20 protein-coding genes are annotated in these 21377 nt (G+C 57.0%); 1 reads left to right on the forward strand and 19 read right to left on the reverse strand.

Annotated features, from left to right (window positions below; all coding sequences use genetic code 11):
* From QJ48_RS39265 to QJ48_RS23885, 17 genes are all read right to left on the reverse strand, one after another.
* Positions 1–168: diacylglycerol kinase (locus QJ48_RS39265; protein WP_193394486.1), on the reverse strand; the 168-nt coding region annotated here is incomplete at its 3' end.
* Complete coding sequence (gene ybeY, locus QJ48_RS23810) at positions 165–725, reverse strand: rRNA maturation RNase YbeY (RefSeq protein WP_054975953.1); 561 nt, start codon at positions 723–725, stop codon at positions 165–167. The genes ybeY and QJ48_RS39265, both read right to left, overlap by 4 nt.
* Positions 722–3007, reverse strand: a complete 2286-nt coding sequence (locus tag QJ48_RS23815; protein ID WP_054975954.1) for an HD family phosphohydrolase — start codon at positions 3005–3007, stop codon at positions 722–724. The genes ybeY and QJ48_RS23815 overlap by 4 nt, the downstream gene beginning before the upstream one ends.
* Positions 3008–3027: 20 nt before the next feature.
* Positions 3028–3990, reverse strand: coding sequence for a PhoH family protein (locus QJ48_RS23820; RefSeq protein ID WP_054975955.1), 963 nt, complete (start codon positions 3988–3990; stop codon positions 3028–3030).
* Positions 3991–4247: 257 nt separating this feature from the next.
* The gene (gene yqfD, locus QJ48_RS23825) at positions 4248–5429 is read right to left on the reverse strand and encodes a sporulation protein YqfD (RefSeq protein ID WP_054975956.1); all 1182 of its coding nucleotides are present in this window, start codon (positions 5427–5429) and stop codon (positions 4248–4250) included.
* A gap of 21 nt (positions 5430–5450) precedes the next feature.
* Entirely contained in the window at positions 5451–5729 is a 279-nt protein-coding gene (gene yqfC / locus QJ48_RS23830; protein ID WP_025853488.1) for a sporulation protein YqfC, read from the reverse strand.
* A gap of 156 nt (positions 5730–5885) precedes the next feature.
* Entirely contained in the window at positions 5886–6869 is a 984-nt protein-coding gene (locus QJ48_RS23835; RefSeq protein WP_082420656.1) for a cell wall metabolism sensor histidine kinase WalK, read from the reverse strand.
* Positions 6797–7525, reverse strand: coding sequence for a response regulator transcription factor (locus tag QJ48_RS23840; RefSeq protein WP_054975957.1), 729 nt, complete (start codon positions 7523–7525; stop codon positions 6797–6799). The genes QJ48_RS23835 and QJ48_RS23840 overlap by 73 nt, the downstream gene beginning before the upstream one ends.
* 49 nt (positions 7526–7574) lie before the next feature.
* Positions 7575–9083, reverse strand: coding sequence for a serine hydrolase (locus QJ48_RS23845; RefSeq protein ID WP_054975958.1), 1509 nt, complete (start codon positions 9081–9083; stop codon positions 7575–7577).
* A gap of 16 nt (positions 9084–9099) precedes the next feature.
* Positions 9100–9849, reverse strand: a complete 750-nt coding sequence (locus QJ48_RS23850) for an ABC transporter permease (protein ID WP_063858157.1) — start codon at positions 9847–9849, stop codon at positions 9100–9102.
* Positions 9850–9854: 5 nt separating this feature from the next.
* Positions 9855–10769, reverse strand: a complete 915-nt coding sequence (locus QJ48_RS23855; RefSeq protein WP_054975960.1) for an ABC transporter ATP-binding protein — start codon at positions 10767–10769, stop codon at positions 9855–9857.
* A gap of 194 nt (positions 10770–10963) precedes the next feature.
* A complete protein-coding gene (locus QJ48_RS23860; RefSeq protein ID WP_054975961.1) occupies positions 10964–11467 on the reverse strand; it encodes a hypothetical protein in 504 nt (167 codons plus the stop codon).
* 34 nt (positions 11468–11501) lie between these two features.
* Entirely contained in the window at positions 11502–12494 is a 993-nt protein-coding gene (gene floA / locus QJ48_RS23865) for a flotillin-like protein FloA (protein WP_054975962.1), read from the reverse strand.
* A 57-nt stretch (positions 12495–12551) separates the two neighbouring features.
* On the reverse strand, positions 12552–13949 hold the full coding sequence (locus QJ48_RS23870) for a nodulation protein NfeD (protein ID WP_082420658.1): 1398 nt from the start codon (positions 13947–13949) through the stop codon (positions 12552–12554).
* Positions 13950–14079: 130 nt separating this feature from the next.
* Positions 14080–14523 carry a GatB/YqeY domain-containing protein gene (locus QJ48_RS23875; RefSeq protein ID WP_010491814.1) on the reverse strand — a complete coding sequence of 148 codons (444 nt, stop codon included), beginning with the start codon at positions 14521–14523 and terminating at the stop codon, positions 14080–14082.
* Between the two features lie 12 nt (positions 14524–14535).
* Complete coding sequence (gene rpsU, locus QJ48_RS23880; protein WP_010491812.1) at positions 14536–14709, reverse strand: 30S ribosomal protein S21; 174 nt, start codon at positions 14707–14709, stop codon at positions 14536–14538.
* Positions 14710–14839: 130 nt separating this feature from the next.
* Positions 14840–15184, reverse strand: a complete 345-nt coding sequence (locus QJ48_RS23885; RefSeq protein WP_054975963.1) for a histidine triad nucleotide-binding protein — start codon at positions 15182–15184, stop codon at positions 14840–14842.
* 345 nt (positions 15185–15529) lie between these two features.
* On the opposite strand from QJ48_RS23885, the gene QJ48_RS23890 reads away from it, so the two are divergent.
* Positions 15530–17440: an FAD-dependent oxidoreductase gene (locus QJ48_RS23890; protein ID WP_237763042.1), complete on the forward strand. Its 1911-nt coding sequence runs from the start codon at positions 15530–15532 to the stop codon at positions 17438–17440.
* 86 nt (positions 17441–17526) lie between these two features.
* On the opposite strand, the gene QJ48_RS23895 is transcribed toward QJ48_RS23890, so the two are convergent.
* On the reverse strand, positions 17527–19698 hold the full coding sequence (locus tag QJ48_RS23895; RefSeq protein WP_054975965.1) for a stalk domain-containing protein: 2172 nt from the start codon (positions 19696–19698) through the stop codon (positions 17527–17529).
* Positions 19699–19771: 73 nt separating this feature from the next.
* A partial coding sequence (locus QJ48_RS23900) for an SbcC/MukB-like Walker B domain-containing protein (protein ID WP_054975966.1) occupies positions 19772–21377 on the reverse strand: 1606 nt, incomplete at its 5' end.

The raw sequence follows: 21377 nt of genomic DNA on the forward strand, positions 1-21377 counted from the left end.
TAAAATAAATAAAATATCCGTCTTCGGCAGGCCGAAGAACAAGGCAAGCGCCAGGATGCCCAACGCGGCGAAAAAATGAAATTTCATGTTCCGCTGGGTCGCAAGAGCGTATTTGACGCCTTCGTAAGCGTACCGAAAGCTGCGCTGCCATTTGACCGGCTGCTTCACCGCGTCAATCCCGCCTGATGCAAAATTTGCTCCTGCTTGCCAAACATGACCTTCTCTTCTTCCTCGTCCTGATGATCGTAACCGATCAAATGCAGAAAGCCGTGCACGAACAGAAATCCGAGCTCCCGCTCGACGGAATGGCCGTATTCGTCCGCTTGGGCGATCGCCCGCGGCACCGAGATGATAATATCGCCGAGAGGCTCTTCGTAGCCGTCTTCCTCGTCGTCCTCATCCTCCGCCGTTCCGGACTGTTCTCCGCCCGTTTCGTCCGCGTACTCCACTTCCTCGAAGCCGTCGTCGCCATAAATGATCTCGATCTCGTCTTCGCCCATCTCCCGCATGGCGAATGACAGTACGTCGGTCGGCTTATCCAGTCCCCGGTACTGCTTGTTAAGCTCTTGAATGGCCTCGTCGTCGACGAATGTCAACGCCACTTCGCCATCCGGCACCTCTTCCTGCTTGCCGGCAAGGCGAAGCAGCGTTTCCAGCTTCTCGATGAGAGCCGGCGTAATCTCGTAAGCGGTTTGTTCGCTGTTCCATGAAAGCTTCAGGCTCATGGCTTCACCTCTTTCTTCGTTTCGGACATCTTCGCTTCGGGCGTCGTTTTTTCCTGCTTCGCCGCCGTCTTCTGCTCCGGCATATCCGCGGGATATTCGATTCGCGAGTGGAATATGCCAAGCAGCGTTTCATTCAAAATCTTAACGATCTGATCCAATTCTTTGATGGTTAGATCGCATTCGTTAAACTGGCCGTCGTCCAACCGGTTTTTAATAATTTTGCGCACCATCGAATCGATCTGTTCAACGGTCGGATTGCGCAGGGAGCGGACAGCCGCCTCGACGCAATCGGCAATGCCGACGATCGCCGCCTCCTTCGTCTGGGCCTTCGGACCGGGATAGCGGTACTCCGCCTCTTCCGGCGGCTTCTCCTGACGCTCTTCGGCGAGCTTTTTCGCTTTATGATAAAAATATTGCAGCAAGGTCGTGCCATGATGCTGCTCCGCAATATCGCGGATCGGCTTCGGAATGTTATGATCCTTCAGCATTTCGACGCCGTCGCGCGCATGGGCCACGATGATCGATTTGCTCAGCGCCGGTTCTATTTTGTCGTGCGGGTTTTCCGTGTGCGATTGATTCTCTATAAAATAACTCGGCCGCTTCGTCTTCCCGATATCGTGATAATAAGCTCCGACCCGGCAAAGCAGCCCGTCGGCGCCGATCGCGCCGGCCGCGGCTTCCGACAAGTTGCCGACCATAACGCTGTGATGGTAGGTGCCGGGCGTCTCGGTCAGCAGCTTGCGCAGAAGCGGGTGGTTCGGGTTGGAAAGCTCGACCAGCTTGAGCGGCGACAGAATGCCGAAGGCGACTTCGAAAAACGGCAGTAGGCCCATAACGAACACGGCGGTCAGCAGCCCACTTCCTAAGGCGAAAGAAGCGGCAAACAGCGCGTTCGTTCTCGTTTCGTGATCTTCGAGCAGCAGCAGCGCGGATACGAGCGCCAGAGCGAAGAGAGAGACCATGATCCCTGCTTTCAGGATCGAGGAGCGCTGGCTTGCCCGCTGGATCGAGAAGATCGCCGCAAACGAACTGGTCAGCGTCAGCAAACCGTATTTGAATTCGAACGACTGCAGGTGATCCGAGTTAAAAATGACGCTGGAAATGACGCTCAAAACGACCGCGGTCACAAAAGCAAGATGCGAGTTGAGCAAAATCGTCACCATCATGGCTGCCATCGCCGTCGGGGCCAAGTAGCCGATATACGGATAATCCAGATTTTGCAGCAGCGAGAACAGCTTCATCCCGGCAATCGTCAAGACGACAATCAGCACGTACATTAACAGCTGAGCGTTATTCTGATTGATCGGGAGCGAGCTTTGTCTGACATACATATACAAAAACAGGCAGCACAAGACGATAAATAAAAAGAGTCCGAGATTTGGCCAATAGCTGGCCTCGTCTTTCAGCAAATCGAGCGAAGCCAAACGCTGATACAGCTCTTCCGTTACTTTTTCGCCCTTGGGAACCAGCACTTCATTTTTGTTGATCATCACTTGCTTGACGTTGTCGCGCGCGTGTCCCTTTGCTTCCTCGGTTCCTTTTTGGTCGTAAAATTTATTCGGCGAAAGCGCCGCCCGCACAAGCTCCTGAACCAGCTCGCGAGCGTTATTCTTGGTCAGCGTCGAAGAATTCACCAATTCCGGCACCTTGACTCTGGCCGTCTGCGCATCCGTAATCTGGTCGCTCATCAACTTGATGACGATCTCTCTGGCGACGGGCTCCATCGCGGTCAAATCTTCTTTGGTGAGCCGCGGTATTTTGTAAAACGATTCCTCCGGAATCCGGTACTGCTGCTCACGGATGCTCTTGCGCATTTCCGCCAGCAGCAAGTCGTTGTATTGACCGCCGTCCACAAGGCTCTTGGTCTGACGGTCCAAATGGTCTTGAATAATCGTCGGAATAACCGTTTTGTAAATATTGACTTTGTCGGCGACGGAAACCTCCGCATCGCTGTTGATCTGCTGCAGCTTTTCAAAAATCGCTTCGACCGCCACTTCGTTGCGCAGCGGAGCGATCTTATAGACCGGCTGCACCCGTGCGGCCGCTTCTTCCTTCGCTTTTTCCGTTGCTACTTCGTTCGCAATCGCCCTGGGGGCCAGAATGTCCTTTTCCGTAACGCTTCCGAGCTGTATGTCGTAGGTCTGCGGCACGATCCGGTGCAGCATAGCGAGATAAAACACGGCGGCAAGCGCTAAAAACAGAAGAAAGCGCACGATGGCGCTGTATCTCCAGCCGGCAAGCCGGTATTGAAATTTGCCTTGAATGGAAACGCGGTTGTTCATGACGAAAGGTCAACCCTTCCTCAGCCTTCTTTGTCCTCATTATAGGCCATGATGATTTTTTGCACCAATGAATGTCTGACAACGTCCTGCTCGGCAAACCGGATAAATCCGAGCTCTTCGATGTTTCCCAGGATGCGCTGCGCCTCCACCAGCCCCGACGATTTGCCCCGCGGGAGGTCGATCTGCGTCACGTCGCCGGTAATGACCATCTTCGATCCGAATCCGAGACGCGTCAAAAACATCTTCATCTGCTCCGGCGTCGTATTTTGCGCTTCGTCCAAAATAATGAACGAATCGTCGAGCGTCCGGCCGCGCATGTAGGCGAGCGGAGCGATCTCGATGAGGCCGCGCTCCAGCGATTTGAGCACCTGCTCCGGCCCGAGCACGTCGTTAAGAGCATCATACAATGGACGCAAATAGGGGTCAACCTTTTCCTGAAGGTCGCCTGGCAGAAAGCCGAGGCTCTCGCCCGCTTCAACCGCGGGTCTCGTCAGTACGATCCGCTTCACTTTGCCTTCCTTGAGCGCGGAGACAGCGAGCACGACGGCGATGTACGTTTTGCCCGTACCGGCCGGCCCGATCCCGAAGACGATATCTTTTTTCTTGATTTCGTTAACGTACTGCTTCTGCCCGATCGTCTTGATGCGAATCGGCTTGCCTTTGTGGGTAAGGGCGATTTCGCCTTTAAACAAATCAAGCAGCTGATCGGCCTTCATCTCTTTGGCCAGGTCGATCGCGTAATGAATATCCCGCTCCGTCAGCGCGTATTGGTTGCGGACCAGCTCCAGCAGCACGGTGAACAGCTGCTCAAGGCGCGCCGTATCGGCCGCCTGGCCTTGGATGACGATCTCTTCCTCGCGGGTAAAGATGGCGGCCTGCGTGTGCTGCTCGATCAGGTGCAGGAATTTGTCCTGCGGCCCGAAGAGCGCGAGGGCTTCGGCCGTATTTTTGAGTGTGACTTTTACGGTGGTCTGTTGATCCATGTACAGGGCTTAATCTCTCCTCCGGGTTTTCGGCGGGAAGGCGGTTTAGCATCCTATGTGCGGGCCTTGGGCTGCGAGTCGACTATAACTGCCTGCGGCCGCTGTTGAACTCGGATTCTATGAATAATAGATGATCGGGTAGAATCCGAATTCAAAGGCGGCACGTAAACTCTCCGGCAGTTATATCGCTCTCCGCCCAAGGCCAAGAAACGACTGCTAAAAAACCTTCCGACAGTAAACCGCTCCGTCAGTAGTATTTATGGGACGATCGGTTGTTCGGTTGCGATCGGTTCTTCCACTTCCAAAAGCACTTCCATATAAACTTTACCATTCTCCGCCTTTTCATGCAAAATTTTTTCCGAAACGACACGCGATTCGCTGCCCGCCGCCGACAAAATTTGCGCTTTGGCCTGCTCGATGCCGAGCTCCGAAGCTTCCTTCGGATCAACGGTCTGCTCTATGATTTGCACCTCGAGCAGCTTTTCGCTGAGCCATCCGATCGGGAGCGTGTAGCCCCGCCAGCTGAGCGTTTTCCGTTGGGGGATGGATTCATACTGCTCGAACGAAATTTTCCCGTAGCCGCTTAACTGGAGGCCGCGGCTGCCCAGGACAAGGTACGAGCGGTTTTTCGTTTCGCCGGTATAGGTCTTGTACTGGAGCGTAAGCGGCACTTCGACGGTCGGCTTGTACCACACAATTCCCTTAACCTTTCCCGCGGCGACAACGGTCTGCTGGTTCGTCTCGACGCCGATGATGCCGGATATCAAAATGTCACCTTTGCGCACATATGTATTCGGCTTAACAAGCGGCCTTCCCTTTTCGGCGAAGATTTCGGTGACCAGCGCGCTTTTAGAAGCGACCAGATGCCTCGGGCTAAGCAGCGGCGGTGTATCGGGCACGGTCGATTCGACGACCTTGATAACAACATGCGTCCCGTTTACCTCTACACCGACCCAAGCGGTGCCCGGCAGCTCCCGCTGCAGCGCCCGGGACAGCTCGGCCGGGTCTTTCAAGCGGAATTTCCATTGCAGCTTGTAAATGCCTTGCTGCTTCGCAGCTTGCAGGATCTGCTCCTTGCTGAGCTTCTCATTGCCTTCGACGCGAACCTGCCACACGAGCGAGGACAACACATAGATTCCGATAACGAAAGCAAGCACGCCCAGGGCAAAAAATTTGCGTTTCTCCAGCTTGTCTATCCAAAACGGAAGCCCCTGTTTCTGGCGAATCCGGGTGCGGGAGCCTGTCTCCTTCAATAACGGGCGAAGCCGGAAAAAGTCGCGGATCGTGATCGACAGCTCGGCTTTGTTTTCCGCCGTATACCGGATGTCCCAGACGGCCATCTTCCGCTCCGTCATACGGTTCAGCAGCTTCTCGAGCTGCCCGCCTTTCACTTCAATCCGAACAAAGCCGCGCAGGCGGTGGATATACGAAGATTTCACGATCGACTTCTCCTTTCCGGGCTACGGAATATATTTGATATCGCGGATCATGCCTTCGATGAACACTTCCTCCGTCAAAATGGCGCGGATAACAAGCTCCGAGCCGTATACCTCCACCCGCCCTGCGGTCAGCGCCAGCTTGAGCACTTCGTTGGAAAAATGCAACACGCCACGGTGATTTTCGATATAAAGCTGCCGGTTCCCGATCATGGTCATACGGGGCAAGTCCATCACGACATCCTGCGGCAGGTCGAGTAATTTAGCGGTAAATTGATTGAATCGGCGGGTCAGCTTTCGCATAGGCAACCTCCTCCGCAGTCCAAAAAGCATAACACGGCTATTTACACCTTATGCCGGGAGTTGGAAAATATGACGTAAGACGAAAGCCCATGGCGCGGACAAACGAAAAAGACGGTCCCCTTTCCTCCTCGGAAAAGAAACCGTCTCATGAAACGATTATTGGGAGCCGGCAAGCGGCAGGATGACCTTAAACTCCGTTCTTTCGCCGGGCACGGAGCATACCTCGATTCTTCCCCGCTGCCGCTCCACGAGCCGTTTGGCGATCGCAAGCCCCAGACCGCTGCCGCTCAGCTTGCGGTTTCTGGAGCCTTCGCCGGTATATAACCGGTCGAAGACAAACGGCAGATCGCCTGCCGCAATGCCCGGCCCCCGGTCCCATACGGTAAGGGTGCATACGTCCGCCGCCGAGACGACGGAGAAGCCGATAACGCCCCCGGACCTCCCGTATCTCAGCGCGTTGACCAGCAGATTGTTGACGACCCGCTCCAGCAGCCGCGCATCCGCCCATACCGCCACGGGAGCGTCGGGCAGGTCCAGAACAGGCTCCAGCCCCAGCTTTTCCAGCTCTTGATGAAACGTCAGCAGCCAGTCCGGCACCGTCTCGTTCAACAGCACCCGTTGGAGCCGTACCGGCGTATCGTCGGCCTCCAGCTTGGACAGCTCGAAAAAGTCCCGGAACATCCGGGAAAGCTCCTCTCCTTTGCGCGCCGCAATTTCCAAATAAGCTCGTCTTTCGGCGTCCGTCAGCTGCGGGTCGTCGCGGACCGCCTCCACATAGCCGAGCATGGCTGCAAGCGGCGTCTGGAAATCGTGGGCCAGGTTGGAAAGCATGCGTTTGCGCGATTCGTCCAAGTGCTGCGAGCGGGCGTTAAGCGCCTTCCACCGAAGCGCCCATTCGTTCAGGCCGGCGCTCAATTCTCGGGATTCGTTATGATAGACGGGAAGCCGGATGCCGCCCGGATCCCCGCTCTCGAGAAACGTTCCGACCGCGCGGCTCATCCGCGAAAGCTGCCGTTTGAGACGCAGCAGCCGGATTAGCAGCACCAGTGCCGCAGCAAGCAAAAGAATCAGGAGAACGAAGATGACGAATCCCCCGCTTTCCCCAGCTTGTAGCCGATGCCCCAGACCGTTTGGATCCATACGGGCTCGGAAGGATTCGGCTCGATTTTCGCCCGGAGCCGCCGGATATGGACCATGATCGTATTTTCGTCGAACATATAATCCTGCTGCCACACGCTGCGAAACAGCTGCGCTTTTGAAAATACGCGGTTCGGATTTTGCATGAGCACCTTCAGCAGGTCGAATTCTTTGGCGGTCAGCTCGACCGGCTCGCCGTACACCTGCGCTTCCCTCGTATCGGGATCGATCGTTATCGGCCCGTGGACAAGCGCGGACGATCCGGCGGCGGCCGGGCGGTTCAGCTCCAAAAAACGACGCAGAAGCGCCTGCACCCGGGCGGTAAATTCGCCGAGTCCGAACGGCTTGGTCAAATAGTCGTCGGCCCCCATCCGCAAACCGACGATTTTGTCCACCTCGTCGCTTTTGGAGGATACGATCAAAACGGGAGTATTACCCTTCTCCCTTATGTATCTCAGCACCTCCAATCCGTCCGATTGAGGCAGCATCAAATCAAGCACAGCTAACTGAAACGTCTTTTGGCCCAGCGCCTCCTTGGCCTGCCCCCCATCCTCGGCGGTACATACGTCATAGCCTTCCCTCAGTAAATAGGTTTTCATCAAATGCCGCAAATCGTCATCGTCTTCCACAATAAGAATGAATCCGCGGGTTCCCGCCATTCGCCGCTCACCTGCTCTGTCTGTCGATAATAGAACCAATGCAATTTTATCACGACTGCGGCAGGAGGGTCAGTATCTTTTGCGTCATGCCTTTCACATCGGCTTCGGTGACGTTGCTCAGCAAAATAATAACCAGCTCTTCGTCAAGCTTCCGGTAAAACATCGTGGAAAAGCCGCTGCCCGAGCCGGTATGATAGCCAGTTTGCAATTCTTTCACGTACCAGCCGTACCCGTAGCCGCCGAGATTCGGAGCAAACAACCGCCCGACGCTCTCCGGCTTCAACAGACGTTCCGTATAAAGCGCCCGGTCCCAGACGTACAGATCCCGAACCGTTGAGTACAAGTCGCCCGCTCCCGGCTGCGACACGTGATAGGTCTCGGGCTTCAGCTTGCCGCCGTCCAGCCAGTATCCAGCCGCCAAATGCTCCGCATCGTAAGCCGGCGAGGACTGTCCCGAACGCTCCATCCCGAGCGGCGCAAACAGGGTGCTGCGGACATAGTCGCCGTAGCTTTTCCCGGTCACCTTCTCGATGACGGCCGCCAGGACGACATAACCGGCGTTGCTGTAGGAAAACTTCTCACCCGGTTCAAACAGCGGCTCGCTCTTGCGGATGGCGTCCAGCGTTTGTTCGAGGGTGGCGTCCGACGTTCTCGGATATTCGCGGGGGAGCCCGGACGTATGCGAGAGCAGATGGCGGATCGTTATTTTATCGCCTTGCGGCAATACGGGAACGTACGTTTGAATAGAATCGGAAGTGTTAAGCAGGCCCTGCTCCTCCAGCCGCAAGATGGCCGCGGCCGTCATTCCCTTGGTCAGCGACATCAAGCGGAAGCGGGTGTCCGGCCCGTTGCTTTTCCCCGGCCGTTCTTGGCCGTATCCGCGCTCCAGCAGCAATTCGCCCTTCCGGGCGACGAGGGCCGTTCCGTTGAAGCCCGCTTCTTGAAGATAACGGTCCGCAACCGCTGCGGCGGCAGTTACGACGCCTTCCGAACCTACGGCAGCTCCCGGCTTCGATCCGGCTTTTCCGTCCACAGAAACCGCGCCGCCGCCTTCGGTCTGCGCAGCCGCTTCGGGATTCGCAATGCGCCGCCCCAGGCCGTTGCGGATCAGATGGATCGTCTGCGTCTCTTCCTCCCACTCCACCCGGTTGCCGATCGCTTCGTTCAGCTTTCGGACAGGAACCATCGTAGCTCCGTCGACCAGCCGCACCGGCTGCTCCAGTTCCACCTTGTTTCCGTTAATGTCGGCTTCTCGGCTTCCGATCGTCACTTGGATACGGATCGCGACGCTTTTGTCTTTCATTTCCGCCGTCGCGCTGCGCTTCGCTTCGTCCCAACCGACCTTCGTCCCTTTTAACGACTCGAATACGCCGCGCAAAGGAATAAAGAGGTGTTCGCCGTCTTTGAACGGGGAGTGCTCCAGCTTGATGGCGGTTCCGTTCATTTTCAACCGGACGGCTTCGGCTTCCGCCCATGCCTCACCCCCCGGCGTTGCCGCCGTGACGGATAGAATTAATGCAAGCATACATGCAATACGTTGTTTGTACCGGTTGGCCATATCGTCAATCTCCTTGTCAGCCGCCATGCGGCCGGATGTCTTGTCTGCGAATTTGTACGAAAGATAAAATAAGGAATATCGTGAAAACCGCCGTCAGAAGAAGCGCGCCCGAGAGCAGTTCGGGACTCCCGACGAGCCGCTTGGGGATACCGATATAATCGCCGATGACGACGGCGGGAAAGGTCCAGGGAAACCGCGCGCTGTAATCGAGCCGGTCCCACACCGCTTCGCAGCAAACGACGATCATGACCCCCAATACGATATTCGGGATATAACTGCGGAAATACAGGCTCAAGCAAGCGTTTAGCGGAAAAAACGCAATGGATGTCAGCAGCAGCAAAACCGAGCACCACGCATATTTCCCCCATTGCGCCGCCGTCATCGGCTCGAAGCCGACGATCCATCCCGCCGCCCCCTTCAAGAGTAGATCGAGCACGAGCAGCCCAGCCAATACCGGCACGGCTATCGCATATTTGGCCAGTAGAAACGAGCTGCGGGACAGCGGATAGGCGAGCATGCCGCTGATTGTGTTTTGCTGAAATTCTGCGGCAATCAAATAACCGATCAGCAAGGCGTTCATGACGGGGAACAGTCCCACCGTCATGGACTTGTAATGAATATAGAACGTCCAGTCCCAGGTCAACCGGCTCGGCGACGTCTGATTCAGAATCGAGAAAAGCTCCAGCACGTGCAGCGAACAAACAGCCAGCACCAGCAGCCAAAATCCTCTCGTTCGCTTTAATTTCATCCACTCGGCAGCCAGCATGCGGATCACTGCGCTTCTCCTCCGATCAACCGTAAATAGTAATCTTCAAGCGTCCCCTGCCGGACGTTCATTTCGTGCAGGTCGATCCCGTGACCGATTAACGTGCGGGCGATTCCTGCCGCCTTGTCCGCAGGCACGTGAACGATCAGACCGTCCGGTTCCCGAACCTCGTAATCGTTTAGCCCCAGCCGCTGTTCAAGCAGCACGACCGCCTTGCGTACGTCGCTCACGCGTAGGTCGATGCAGCTTTTAAGCTGCTGCTCAAGCGCAGCCAGTCCGCTTTCCGCCAGCAGCCTGCCCCGGTGCAAAATACCCACGCGATCGGCGATCTGCTGCACCTCGCCAAGCAGATGGCTGGATAGCAGGATGGTGACACCGTGCTGCTTCGCCAAATCGAGCAACAGCTGACGAAGCTGTTCGATCCCGACCGGATCGACCCCGTTCGTCGGCTCGTCCAATATAAACAGCTCTGGCGTATGCAACAACGCTTTGGCCAAACTCAGACGCTGTCTTGCGCCATGCGACAGCCGGCCTGCTTTCGTCGCGCGCATCTCCCATAAGGACAGCCGCCGGAGCGTTTCCTCCGTCCGGTCCTTCCCGGCATAACCGATCAGCTTACCATGCATTCGCAGATGCTCTTCTACCGTAAGCTGGGGGTAAAAGCCCGGAACGTCCGGCACGTAGCCGATACGGGCATAAAAATCGCGGCCCCTGCCGGCCGGGCGTCCAAATAGCTCCACGTTACCCTCCGTCGGTGCGATCAGTCCCATGATCATGCGCAGCGTCGTCGTTTTCCCGGCTCCATTCTGTCCGAGAAACCCGTAGATTTCCCCCGCTCTCACCGACAGCCCAACCTCTTGAACCGCCCACTCCGCCCGCGTGCCGTACCGTTTCCCCAGCCCGTTCGTCCGTATGATCATCCCTATGCCGCTCCCCTCCTCTTTCGGATGATTGTAAGGCTCGCCGGACGTCCTTACAAGCTTTATTATAAAAAAAGGCTCTGAACGGCGGCTTACGCAAGTCTTACAAAAGTCTTAACTACGCAAAAAAGCGCCTCCTTTCGAATCCCGCTGCGGGAATCGAAAGAAGACGCTTGCTTGAACCCGATAAGACATTAGCGCCGGAAGGGGCGTTTGGCCCGCGGAGGGCCGAGAATCTCGGCCCACAGCACGCCGCGCGCCGCATCCTGCGGCGTCAGGCTGCCGAGGGATGCGGCTGCGCTATCGCCCGAGCCCCGCGGCTCGGCAGAAGGAAACGCTGCAGCGGCCGAAAATGGCTGCTCGGGCGCCGGTGCAGGCGCAGCGATAGCCTCGGGCAGGGGCGCCGGCTGCGACCGGCGGCAGTCCATTTCGGCCCGCTGCTGACGCGGGGCGCCCGAATCGGCCGGCCGCGCTTGAGCCGGCTTCGCCTTGGGCATCGGCTGCGCCGAGCCCGGCCAACCGGAGCCGTCGCCGCCGAAGGGCGGCATGCCGCCTTTCGGCGTTTTCCCCTGCGGCTGCGGTACGCCTCGTCCGCCCTTGCCGCCGGTCCTTAATTTTCTCACGATACCGCTTAGCACTATATACAAAATAACCACGACAAACCAGTTGCTCAATATCAGATCCACTATGGTGCGCATCGGTTATCCCGCCTTTCCGCCCGGCTGAAGGCTATCAGGCATTGTCTCCGTCTTTGCCCGGATCGTTCATTTTTCCGAGAGTGGAGCGCATTTGCGTGTCCGCGTCGATGTTCTTGAGGTTCATGTAATCCATGACGCCGAGCTTGCCTTCGCGCAGCGCTTCCGCCATCGCGAGCGGCACTTCGGATTCGGCTTCGACGACCTTCGCTTTCATCTCCACGACCTTCGCCTTCATCTCCTGCTCTTGGGCGACGGCCATCGCGCGGCGCTCCTCCGCTTTCGCCTGCGCAATCCGCTTGTCAGCTTCCGCTTGCTCCGTTTGCAGGTGCGCTCCGATATTTTTGCCTACGTCCACATCCGCAATATCGATGGACAAAATCTCAAACGCCGTGCCGGCATCAAGCCCTTTGCCCAGTACCGTCCTGGAAATCATATCCGGGTTTTCAAGGACATCCTTGTGCGAGCCGCTGGAACCTACCGTGGTGACGATCCCTTCGCCGACACGGGCGATGATCGTTTCTTCTCCTGCGCCCCCGACCAGCCGGTCGAGATTGGTGCGTACCGTCACCCGTGCGATAACCTTTACTTCGATCCCGTCTTTGGCGACGGCGGAGACGACCGGCGTCTCAATCACTCGCGGGTTGACACTCATCTGTACGGCCTGAAGCACGTCGCGTCCGGCCAGATCGATCGCCGCCGCACGCTCGAATTCCAAGTGAATGTTGGCGCGGTGCGCCGCGATCAACGCATTGACAACGCGGTCGACGTTACCGCCCGCCAAGAAATGGCTCTCCAACTGGTTAATGGTTAAATCAAGTCCGGCTTTGGTCGCCTTGATCATCGGATTGACGATCCGGCTCGGAATGACCCGGCGCAGCCGCATCGCCACAAGCGTAATGATGCCGATCCGTACCCCGGACGCCAGTGCGGAAATCCACAGCATGACCGGGACAAACGTGAAAAATACGGACAGCGCGATGATCGCGACGGCCGCCAGCAAGAAAATTGAAATAAGGGATGTATCCATCGTACAAATTCCTCCTTTGTTGTAAGTCCATCGACGTATCGGCAAGTATCGTTCAGCCTAGGCTTCCTTGACCTCCTGCACGACGACCCGGACACCTTCGACATGCGTGACCTTCACAGTTCGGCCGGATTCGACAAAATCGCCCACCGTCACAACATCGACGCGCTCGTCGCCGAACAGCGCGGTCCCGGCCGGCCTGAGCGGCGTAACCGCCTTGCCCGACCGGCCAAGCAGATCGCTGCGGGACGACGCGGAGACGTAGCCTTTCTCTTCGGTGAGCTTTTCCCGCAATACAAAACGGTTCCAGACGCCGCGATGCTTAAAATATTTCACGACAACGGCGACGACGACGAACGCAATGACGAAAGCAATACCCAGATTCATCGCGGCCGCTTTCGTGTTGTAGGCGGCAAGCACGACGCCGCTGATCAAGCAGGCAGCGCCCAGAAAGCCCAAAATCCCGAAGCTGGATACGAACACCTCGATCACCAGCAGTAAAATGCCGGCGATAAACAGAGCGATCTCTTCGAATCCGGCAAATCCGGCGATATAATGTCCGAAAAAGTATAGTCCGAAGCCGAGTACGCCGACGATTCCGGGCAGCCCGAAGCCCGGGACGAACAATTCGATCGCGATGCCGGCGATCCCGATGATAAGCAGCAGCGTCGACACCCAAGGCTGAGTCACGTACCGGGCGAACGATTCCGCCAGGCTCGGCTCCAGCGTGACCAGCGGATGCTCCTCTCCGCCGATGAACTGTACGACCTCCTGCAGGCTTCCGGCCATTTTCTCCGCATAACCGACTTTAAGCGCTTCCTCCGCCGTGAGCGTCAGAATCTCGCCCTTAGGCACCGTTCGGCCGATCTCCGGCATGGATACGCCAACGTTTTTATCGACCATTGCTTCGGCGATTTGCGTCTTCCGCCCGCGCAGCTCTGCGGCAGCCTTCATCTGGCCGGACCAGTACGATACCACTTTGACGCTCTCGATTTCATTCCCGGCCCCGTCCACCACAGCTGCCGCGCCAAGCGAGCTTCCCGGCTCCATGGCGATTTTGCCGGCATTAAGCGCAATGTAGCTGCCTGCCGAGATGGCTTTGCCGTGCACGTAAGCAATCGTCGGAACCGGGCTGTTTTTGATCAGTTGACCGATTTCCTGCGCCGAATCGACGCGGCCGCCAAGCGTATCGACGTCCAGTACGACGTAATAGGCGCCCATCGATTGCGCTTCCTGCAGCGCCCGCTGCAAAAAGGTCTGCAGCCCGTTCTCCACCGTTTGATGCACCGGAATCACGACGACCGGGGCGGCTTTCGACGGCGCGGACGACGATTCGGCACTCGCGGGTTCCGCGGGCAGAAATCCGGCTAGAGCGGACAGCAGAAGCGCCGCTGCGAGAAAAAAGACAAGCGGAAGCCGAAAAAGCAGCGCTGAGCGCTTATTCCCGAGTGAATGCACAAGATGACCTCCTTTTCGCGCGTTTTGCAATGCTTCCAAGAGGTACTACGTGAGAGCGGCGAGTTTGATTCACAAAACTGCAAACAAAAAGAAAAACACTCCAATTAAGTAGGAGTGTTTCCCGCTGTTGTTAAGACAATAACTGTTGGACGAACTGATTGACGACTTTGCCGTCTGCTCGTCCTTTAACCTTTGGCATTAATGCGCCCATGACTTTGCCCATGTCCGCTTTGGAAGAAGCCCCCACTTCTTGGATGGTCTGCTGTACAATGGCTTTTACTTCTTCATCGGTGAATTGCTGCGGCATGTACTCCATCAGTATGGCGACCTCGGCCTTCAGGTTTTCCGCCAAATCGTCACGACCGGCCTTTTCAAATTCTTGGAGGGAATCTTTGCGCTGTTTGATCTCGCGATTCAAGACGTCAAGTACTTCTTGTTCATCTAAGGTTTTACGCTGATCTATCTCAAGATTTTTGATAGCTGCACGAACCATACGGATTACGGAGAGTTTAAACTTGTCTTGACTCTTCATCGCAAGCTTCATGTCATCGTTTAGTCTGTCGCTTAAGCTCATCGATTAAGCCTCCTAGAACTTTCTCTTGCGAGCAGCCTCTGACTTCTTCTTGCGTTTCACGCTTGGCTTCTCATAATGCTTGCGTTTTTTGACCTCCGCCAAAACGCCATCTTTGGCGATGGAACGCTTAAAGCGACGAAGTGCAGCATCTATAGTTTCGTTCTTGCGAACTCGAGTTTCTGACACCAGTTTTCCCTCCCTCCGAACAGACCGTCCAAGACGAAAAAAGACATTCATCAAACTTCATTATAGGTGATAAGGAAACTGGGTGTCAACCTATCCGGAACAAAACTTCAAAAATGAGCCGCACCGGGGTTTAGCGGGCGTTGAGCGGCCCCAGTTTTTCTCCGCCAAGCAGGTGATAATGAATATGGAATACCTCCTGCCCGCTGTGCTTGCCGCAGTTGTTGATCAGACGGTAGCCGGATTCGGCAACGCCTTGTTCTTTGGCGATTTGCTGGGCCGCGCTGTGGATTTCTCCAAGCAGATGCCAGTCGTCCGCTCCGACGTCGTTCATCGACGCGATATGTTTTTTGGGAATGATTAAAATATGTACGGGAGCGGCCGGATGAATGTCGTGAAAGGCAACGACATGCTCGTTCTCGAACACTTTTTTCGAAGGGATCGACCCTTCGACGATTTTGCAAAAAATGCAGTCCACGTTCTCCCCTCCTTCCCATATCAGGTACAGGCTTGTCTCCTTCCACTATACCCGAAAACTTGGCAAAAAGAAAACTGGCCGCGGCAAAAAGACAAGGACCGATTTTTGGTATCATTCGGCTTGTTTTCACAATAAAACGTTCTTTTTTTGCGCGGCTCCGTCCATTGTGACCTAATCGTTCTCAAAATGTGATCTATTTTAACGAAAATAAGCATCGATTTATGCCCGAAAACAGGGATTCATTTATAGACTATCGGTCTAATATTATCTATAATACTAAACGGAACGATTCAATTGCTTGGCAAACGGTGCTAACCAAAGGGGGTTATAAGGGTGGACCGCTTCATGAGAGCGTCGACGCGAAAAAAACGCGACTACCTGATGGATGTCGCCCTGAAGCTGTTTGTGGAACGCGGGTACGAGCATGTGTCGGTGGACGACATCATCGCGGCGACCCGGACGTCCAAAGGAACGTTCTACCATTATTTTGAGGGTAAAGACGAAATTCTTCGGGAAATCCCGAGAAAACAAACGGAACTCATTCAAGCCTGGTGCAGCCGTACACCTTCGCAGGTACGGTCGCTCGAAAGCCACGTCAACCGGCTGATGCTGGATTTGGCCGAAGCGCTGGGCGCTTACCGGCGGCTGATCCGCAGTTGGATCGCCCTGTCAATGCAAAACGAAGGCCTGAAGGCGGCCATGGAAGAGCTGAAACGAACGCTGTACGAAAGCTTGCTGCGCTGGCTGCCCGAGCCGGGCAAAGCCAAAATGCTGACCACCGCTTATTTCGGCACGGTCATGCTGTGGTGCGCGATCGAGGAAGAGACAAATTTGACCGAGCGGATGCGGGAGCAGCTCGCTTGGGTTTGGACAGGGCTTCGCCATAACAAGGAAGCGGAACCGATTCTACTGGAAGCAGAACGGAAAGGAGAACACAACATGAAGGTTGCTATCATCGGAGGAGGGCTTGCGGGACTGACCGCAGCCGCTTATTTATCGGAGCATCAAGGGATCGAAGGCGTCCTGTTCGAGCGCAGTCCGCAGTTGGGCGGACGTGCGTTTACTTATGAAAAAGCGGGCTTTACGCTGAATTACGGCGCGCACGCGATTTACGGCATCGACCGCCATACCATCGGCGATATGGAGCGCGAGCTGGGACTATCGTTCAGCTCGAAGCAGGTGGACAAACGGCGGGTTATGTATTACAAAAACGAACAGTTGACGCCGGCTCCGCTCGATTTCGTCAACCTGATGCGGACAGAGCTGCTGAATCCGCTCCAAAAGGTGCGCTTCGTCGGGGAAATTACGGCGATCATCGCCAACATTCACAACGTGCGCAATTACGATACGCTGGGCGATTACTTGGCACAGTCGGACGCGGACGAAGACGTCAAGGAATTGTGGGAGCATCTTGTCTGTTCGAACTTCTTCATCACGCCGGAAGAGGCGCGGAAGGTGTCTGGCGCGGTGATCAGCGAGTATTACCACAACCTCTTTTTGTCGGGCCGCCCGGTTAACTACGTGCTCGGCAGCTGGGCCGTCATTACGAACCAGCTCAAGCAAAAAATCGACCTGACCTCCCGCTGGGAAATTGCGCTGCGCGAAGGCGTAGACGGCATCCGTTACGCGGACCGCAAGTTTTGGCTGCAGACGAAAACCCGCGAGCTCGAATTCGACCGCGTTATTTTCGCCATGCCGGTACAACAGGTCTGTAAGCTGCTCAAGGACACGCCGTGGGAGCCATTCATGGCCCCTTACGAGGACAACACGGCGACAGAGGTCATGGTGTACGACATCGGCATGAACCGTGTTGTGGCCCGCCCGTTCAGCTACATCAGCGACATGGACAACAAGCTGTTCATCAGCGACGTCTCGGCGACAGACCATACGCTCGTTCCGGAAGGCGGGCAGCTGCTGCAGGGCATCGCGTACCTGAACGACAACTTCGAGGGCGAGGACGAGCGCAAGGCGTATTTGGACAAAAAGACCGAACAGATGGAAGCCTTGTTCGATCAGCACTATCCGGGCTGGCGTGAAGCGACGGAAGTGAAACGCGTTTCGAAAAAAGCGATGGTGTCGAGCGTCAAAAATATCGCAAGCAACCGGCTGCTGCCGAACCGGATCGAGAACGTGCCGTTCTACTTCTGCGGCGACGGCTGTCAAGGCAAAGGCGAGCTTGCGGAACGCGCCTTCTCCAGCGCGCGGCTGGCGGCCAAGGCGATCTTGGAGGAAAGTCCGCAGCTTCAACGAGCATAATCGGATTATAGTCGTGCGAATAAAAAAGCTCGAATGGGCTCGGTTCCGTGAAAGGCGGAACCGGCCGTTCGAGCTTTTTTGTATTTTTACATCAGATCGTTCCAAAGCTTGGATAGCTGCTGCCCCACCCAGCCAAACCATGCGCCGACCGCTTGAAGCGGCCCGGGTTTGGTATCGGACGGCGACTTACGCTCCGCTGAGAGCGCAGTGACGGTGGACGAGGACTTCACCGCGGTACGCGAAACCGGAAGCTCCCGCAATGCCGTTCCGCTCTCTGTCCCCGATCCGGTGCCGATTCGCACCGTTCGCGTCTCTCCGTCCCACTCAACCTTGCCTCCGAACGCTTCGCCGATAAAACGGGCCGGGACCATCGTGTGGCCGTTGACCAACCGGGCGGGAGCTTCGAGCGGGTAAGCTTCGCTGTTGATGCTCGCGAAGCCGCTGCCGATCGTCACGGAAACGTTTGTCGAGCCTTTTTTCCCTGTGGCCGTCCGGGTTCCCTCATCCCATTCCACCTTTGCCCCCATCGCTTCAAAAATCGCGCGCAGCGGTGTCAGCGTATTGCCCTCGATCAAAACCGGAGGCTGCTCAAACGGCACGGCTTTTCCGTCTACATCGACGGAAATCCTGGAGGTGATCGGAAATGAACGGGAGCCGCTCTTCTGGCCTTCGCGATTATAGACTGCGAGTTCAATAACCGAACCCTCAGGAATCGCGCCGGCTATCAAGTCGATCCCGAATGGCGGGGCCGTCTGCGTCGCAAGCAAAGTTCCGTTCAAATAATATTCAAGTTTACCGATGTAGATATCAGGGATTTTCACGAACGGAATAAGCTTGGCCGCCCGCGCGATAGCGTTGTCTTTCCCCATCGGCACGGACCCTGTTTGGTCGGAAGGTTTCGCCCCTTGCTCCACCTTGGACAAGTAATACGGCGAAGAAATGAGCTGCTTATACAGCTTCAGCATCGCCTCGTTGTCGCGAAGCAGGTAATTGTTCTTCGATTCCTTCATGTCCAGGTTGACGTTAAAATACGTAATCGACTTGAGCCGCGGGTATTTGAAAGGCATCACTTCGTACAGGCGCTGCAGATTAAGCAGCCCGTAGTCGGTAAACGACTCCTGCGGCAAGTTGGCGTAATGGGAGACTGCCGTCTCGCTAATCATCAGCGGCTTGCGGTCGGCGTACGTTTTGTACAAATGATCGAGCCGCTCGACGGGACTCGTCGCCTGCATATTGCCCTGCTGCGGATCGCCGTTCTGGTAAGGCTCCGAGTACATGCTGACGCCGACCCAATCGACATAGTCGTCGCCGGGATAATAAGCGTCCATCGAATACATCGGCACGTCGCCGGGGCTCCATACCATGGCGACGTTCGGCGCTTCCTCGGCCATGATGTCGTGAACCATTTTGAATTTGTCGATGTATTTTTGCGGATCGCCGTGCCAGACAACCCAGTCGCCGTTCATTTCGCTGGCGTAGCGCAAAAAGATCGGAATGCCGGCGGCTTTCGCTTCCTTCGCCCATTGACGGACGACGTCGTCCGTCACGGCGTCCAGACCGTTCATCGGCTCCCAGCCGATCTGCAGCGCAGCGCCGGCCTGCTTGGCCCGGGCCGCATGCTGCTTCGGAAACGGCTTGCCAACCTGCGAATAAGCGAGATACAGCGCATGCTTCTTGCCGTACAAGCTTTCGGAGCGGTCAAAATAGTTCTGCATCCCGGGGTCCCGTTCGGTGTACATGCCGATGTACGTGCCGTATTCCGGCTCGAACTTCGCCAGCTTGCCGTTCTTCGGGGCCGCTTGCCGCCGCAGCATTTCAGTATCCTTCGTCCCGATATACGCCTCGATGGTCGTGCGAATCTGCTCCGCCCGCTGCAAATCGACCGCTCCCCAATCTTTTCCCGCCTTCAGCCAGTATTCGTTCTCCTGCTCGTAATAGCGGATCGCCTGCTCGTAATCCTTGATGCCGTCGAAATGCTGGTTGAGCTTGCCGCTAAACAACGCGGCATTCTCCCAATCTCCGGCCGCCGCATAATGCTCCACGAGAAATTTCCAGTGCGGCACGGCCGACGCCGCATCTCCTTTGGCCACGGCGGCATCCGCCGCCTTCCAGCGGTCCCAGATGGCGTCGGCCTGAACCGGCAAGCCCTGTCCGAGGAGCAGGCCGGCGCCTAAGACGGCGACAAACGTGCTGCGTAAGCTGCGGCGGTTCGTGGTGCGTTTATTCGGACGTTGCGGCTTGCCATTGGTTATGGTCATTCCAGTTCCCCCTTGCGCTGCGGCTTGTTCTATCGATTATACCATTAGCTATGACGGTTCGCGTAGAAGTATGCTACATCGTTTCCAGCGTCACCCGGCTGCCCCGGCCGTTCGGCTCGGCGGGGTGAACGACCAGCCTGCGCGGCAGCCGCGCTCTCAGCTCCGGCACGTGGCTGATGACGCCGACGGTCAGCTTGTCCAAATGCAGCTTTTCCAGCGCAGTGATGACCGTATCGAGCAGCTCTTGGTCCAGCGTGCCGAACCCTTCGTCCAGGAAGAAAAATTCGAGCGGATGCTCTCCTTTCAGCTGGATTTGCGTCGAAAGGGCGAGCGACAGCGACAGCGAGGTCAGGAACGTTTCGCCGCCGGACAAGGTGGTCACCGGCCGGCGCACGCCGCCGTTCGCGTCGTCGCGGATGACGAAGCCGCCGCCGGAGTCGACCTCGATCGCATATTTTTGCCGCGTCAACTGACCGAGCCGTTCGGATGCCGCACGGCTGACATGCATGAGCTGCTCCTCGGCCAAAAATTCGACGAAGGCGTTGCCGCGCAGCACGCTTTGCAATTTGCCGAGCAGGGACAGCTCCTGCTGGCTTTTCTCACGCTCCGCCTCCAGTTCGCTCCACCGGGCATGCTTCGCCTGCAGCTCCTCGTGATCGCGCTCCGCCTTGGCCGTCGCCTGCAGCGCCGCTTCGTCCTCGGCCTTGCACCGGGCCAGCTCTTCCTCCAGCGCGGTCCACTCTTCTTCGGTGACCTGCCGTCCCGCCAGCTCGGCGTCAAGCTCCGTTTGCCGCACGGCGAGCTGATGCTCCTGCTTGCCGTGGGCTTCCACCTCGGCAGCCCATGCCTGCTGCTGCTCCAGTTCGACCAGCGCTTGCGTCACTTCGTCTGCCGTTGCGAAGCCTTCCGCGGACGCTTGCTGCGTCCATTCCGCTTCCGCTTCCTCGCAGGCGAGCCGCGCTGATTCGGCCGCCTGCCGAGCCGCGGCTTCCGCCTTCGTTTCGGCCTGCTGGCGGGCCTGCGTTTCTTCGAGCAGCTTTGCAGCCCCCTGTGCTTCGGCGCGCAGCTTGTGCAGCTCGGCCTGCGCCTTCGCAGCCAAAGCAGAAGCGTCTTCGTCTCCTACCCAAGCGCGCAGCCGCTCCGCCTGCTGTCCGGTCTGCTGCTCAAGCGCTTGCCGTTCCGCCGTTAACCGGACGGATTCTTTTTCCGCTTCGCCCAGCTCCTGCTGGAGTTGCTCCATCCGGCTCCGCTTCTCGTCCAAAAACTCCACGCTTTTGTCCAGGCGGGCCCGAAGTTCCTCCGCCAGTTGGTCCTGACGCTTCAGACGCTCCGCCAACTCTTCCAGCTCATCCGCCCGGAGCTCGGCAAATTTGGCCTGCCAGCCGGCACGGACGGCGTTCAGCGCTTCACGGGTCTCGCCCGCTTTCACCGCGTGGGCGTCGAACAGTGTTTGCGCCATTTGCTTGCGCGCTTCGCCGTCATGCCGCTGCTTGTCCAACTGGCGCTTGCTTTGCAGCAGCTCTTGAAGCTTTGCCTGCAGCCGCTGGATCTGGCGACTGACATCCGCAGCAGACTCCGCCGCTGACCGCAGCGTATCCGCGATCCGTTCGCCGGCGATGCCGGGTTGCGCGTTGTCCGTGGAAGATTCGGTTGCGGAAACGGTTGTGACGGCCGCTTCG

Source organism: Paenibacillus sp. A3, assembly GCF_001399685.1.
GTDB lineage: Bacteria > Bacillota > Bacilli > Paenibacillales > NBRC-103111 > Paenibacillus_G.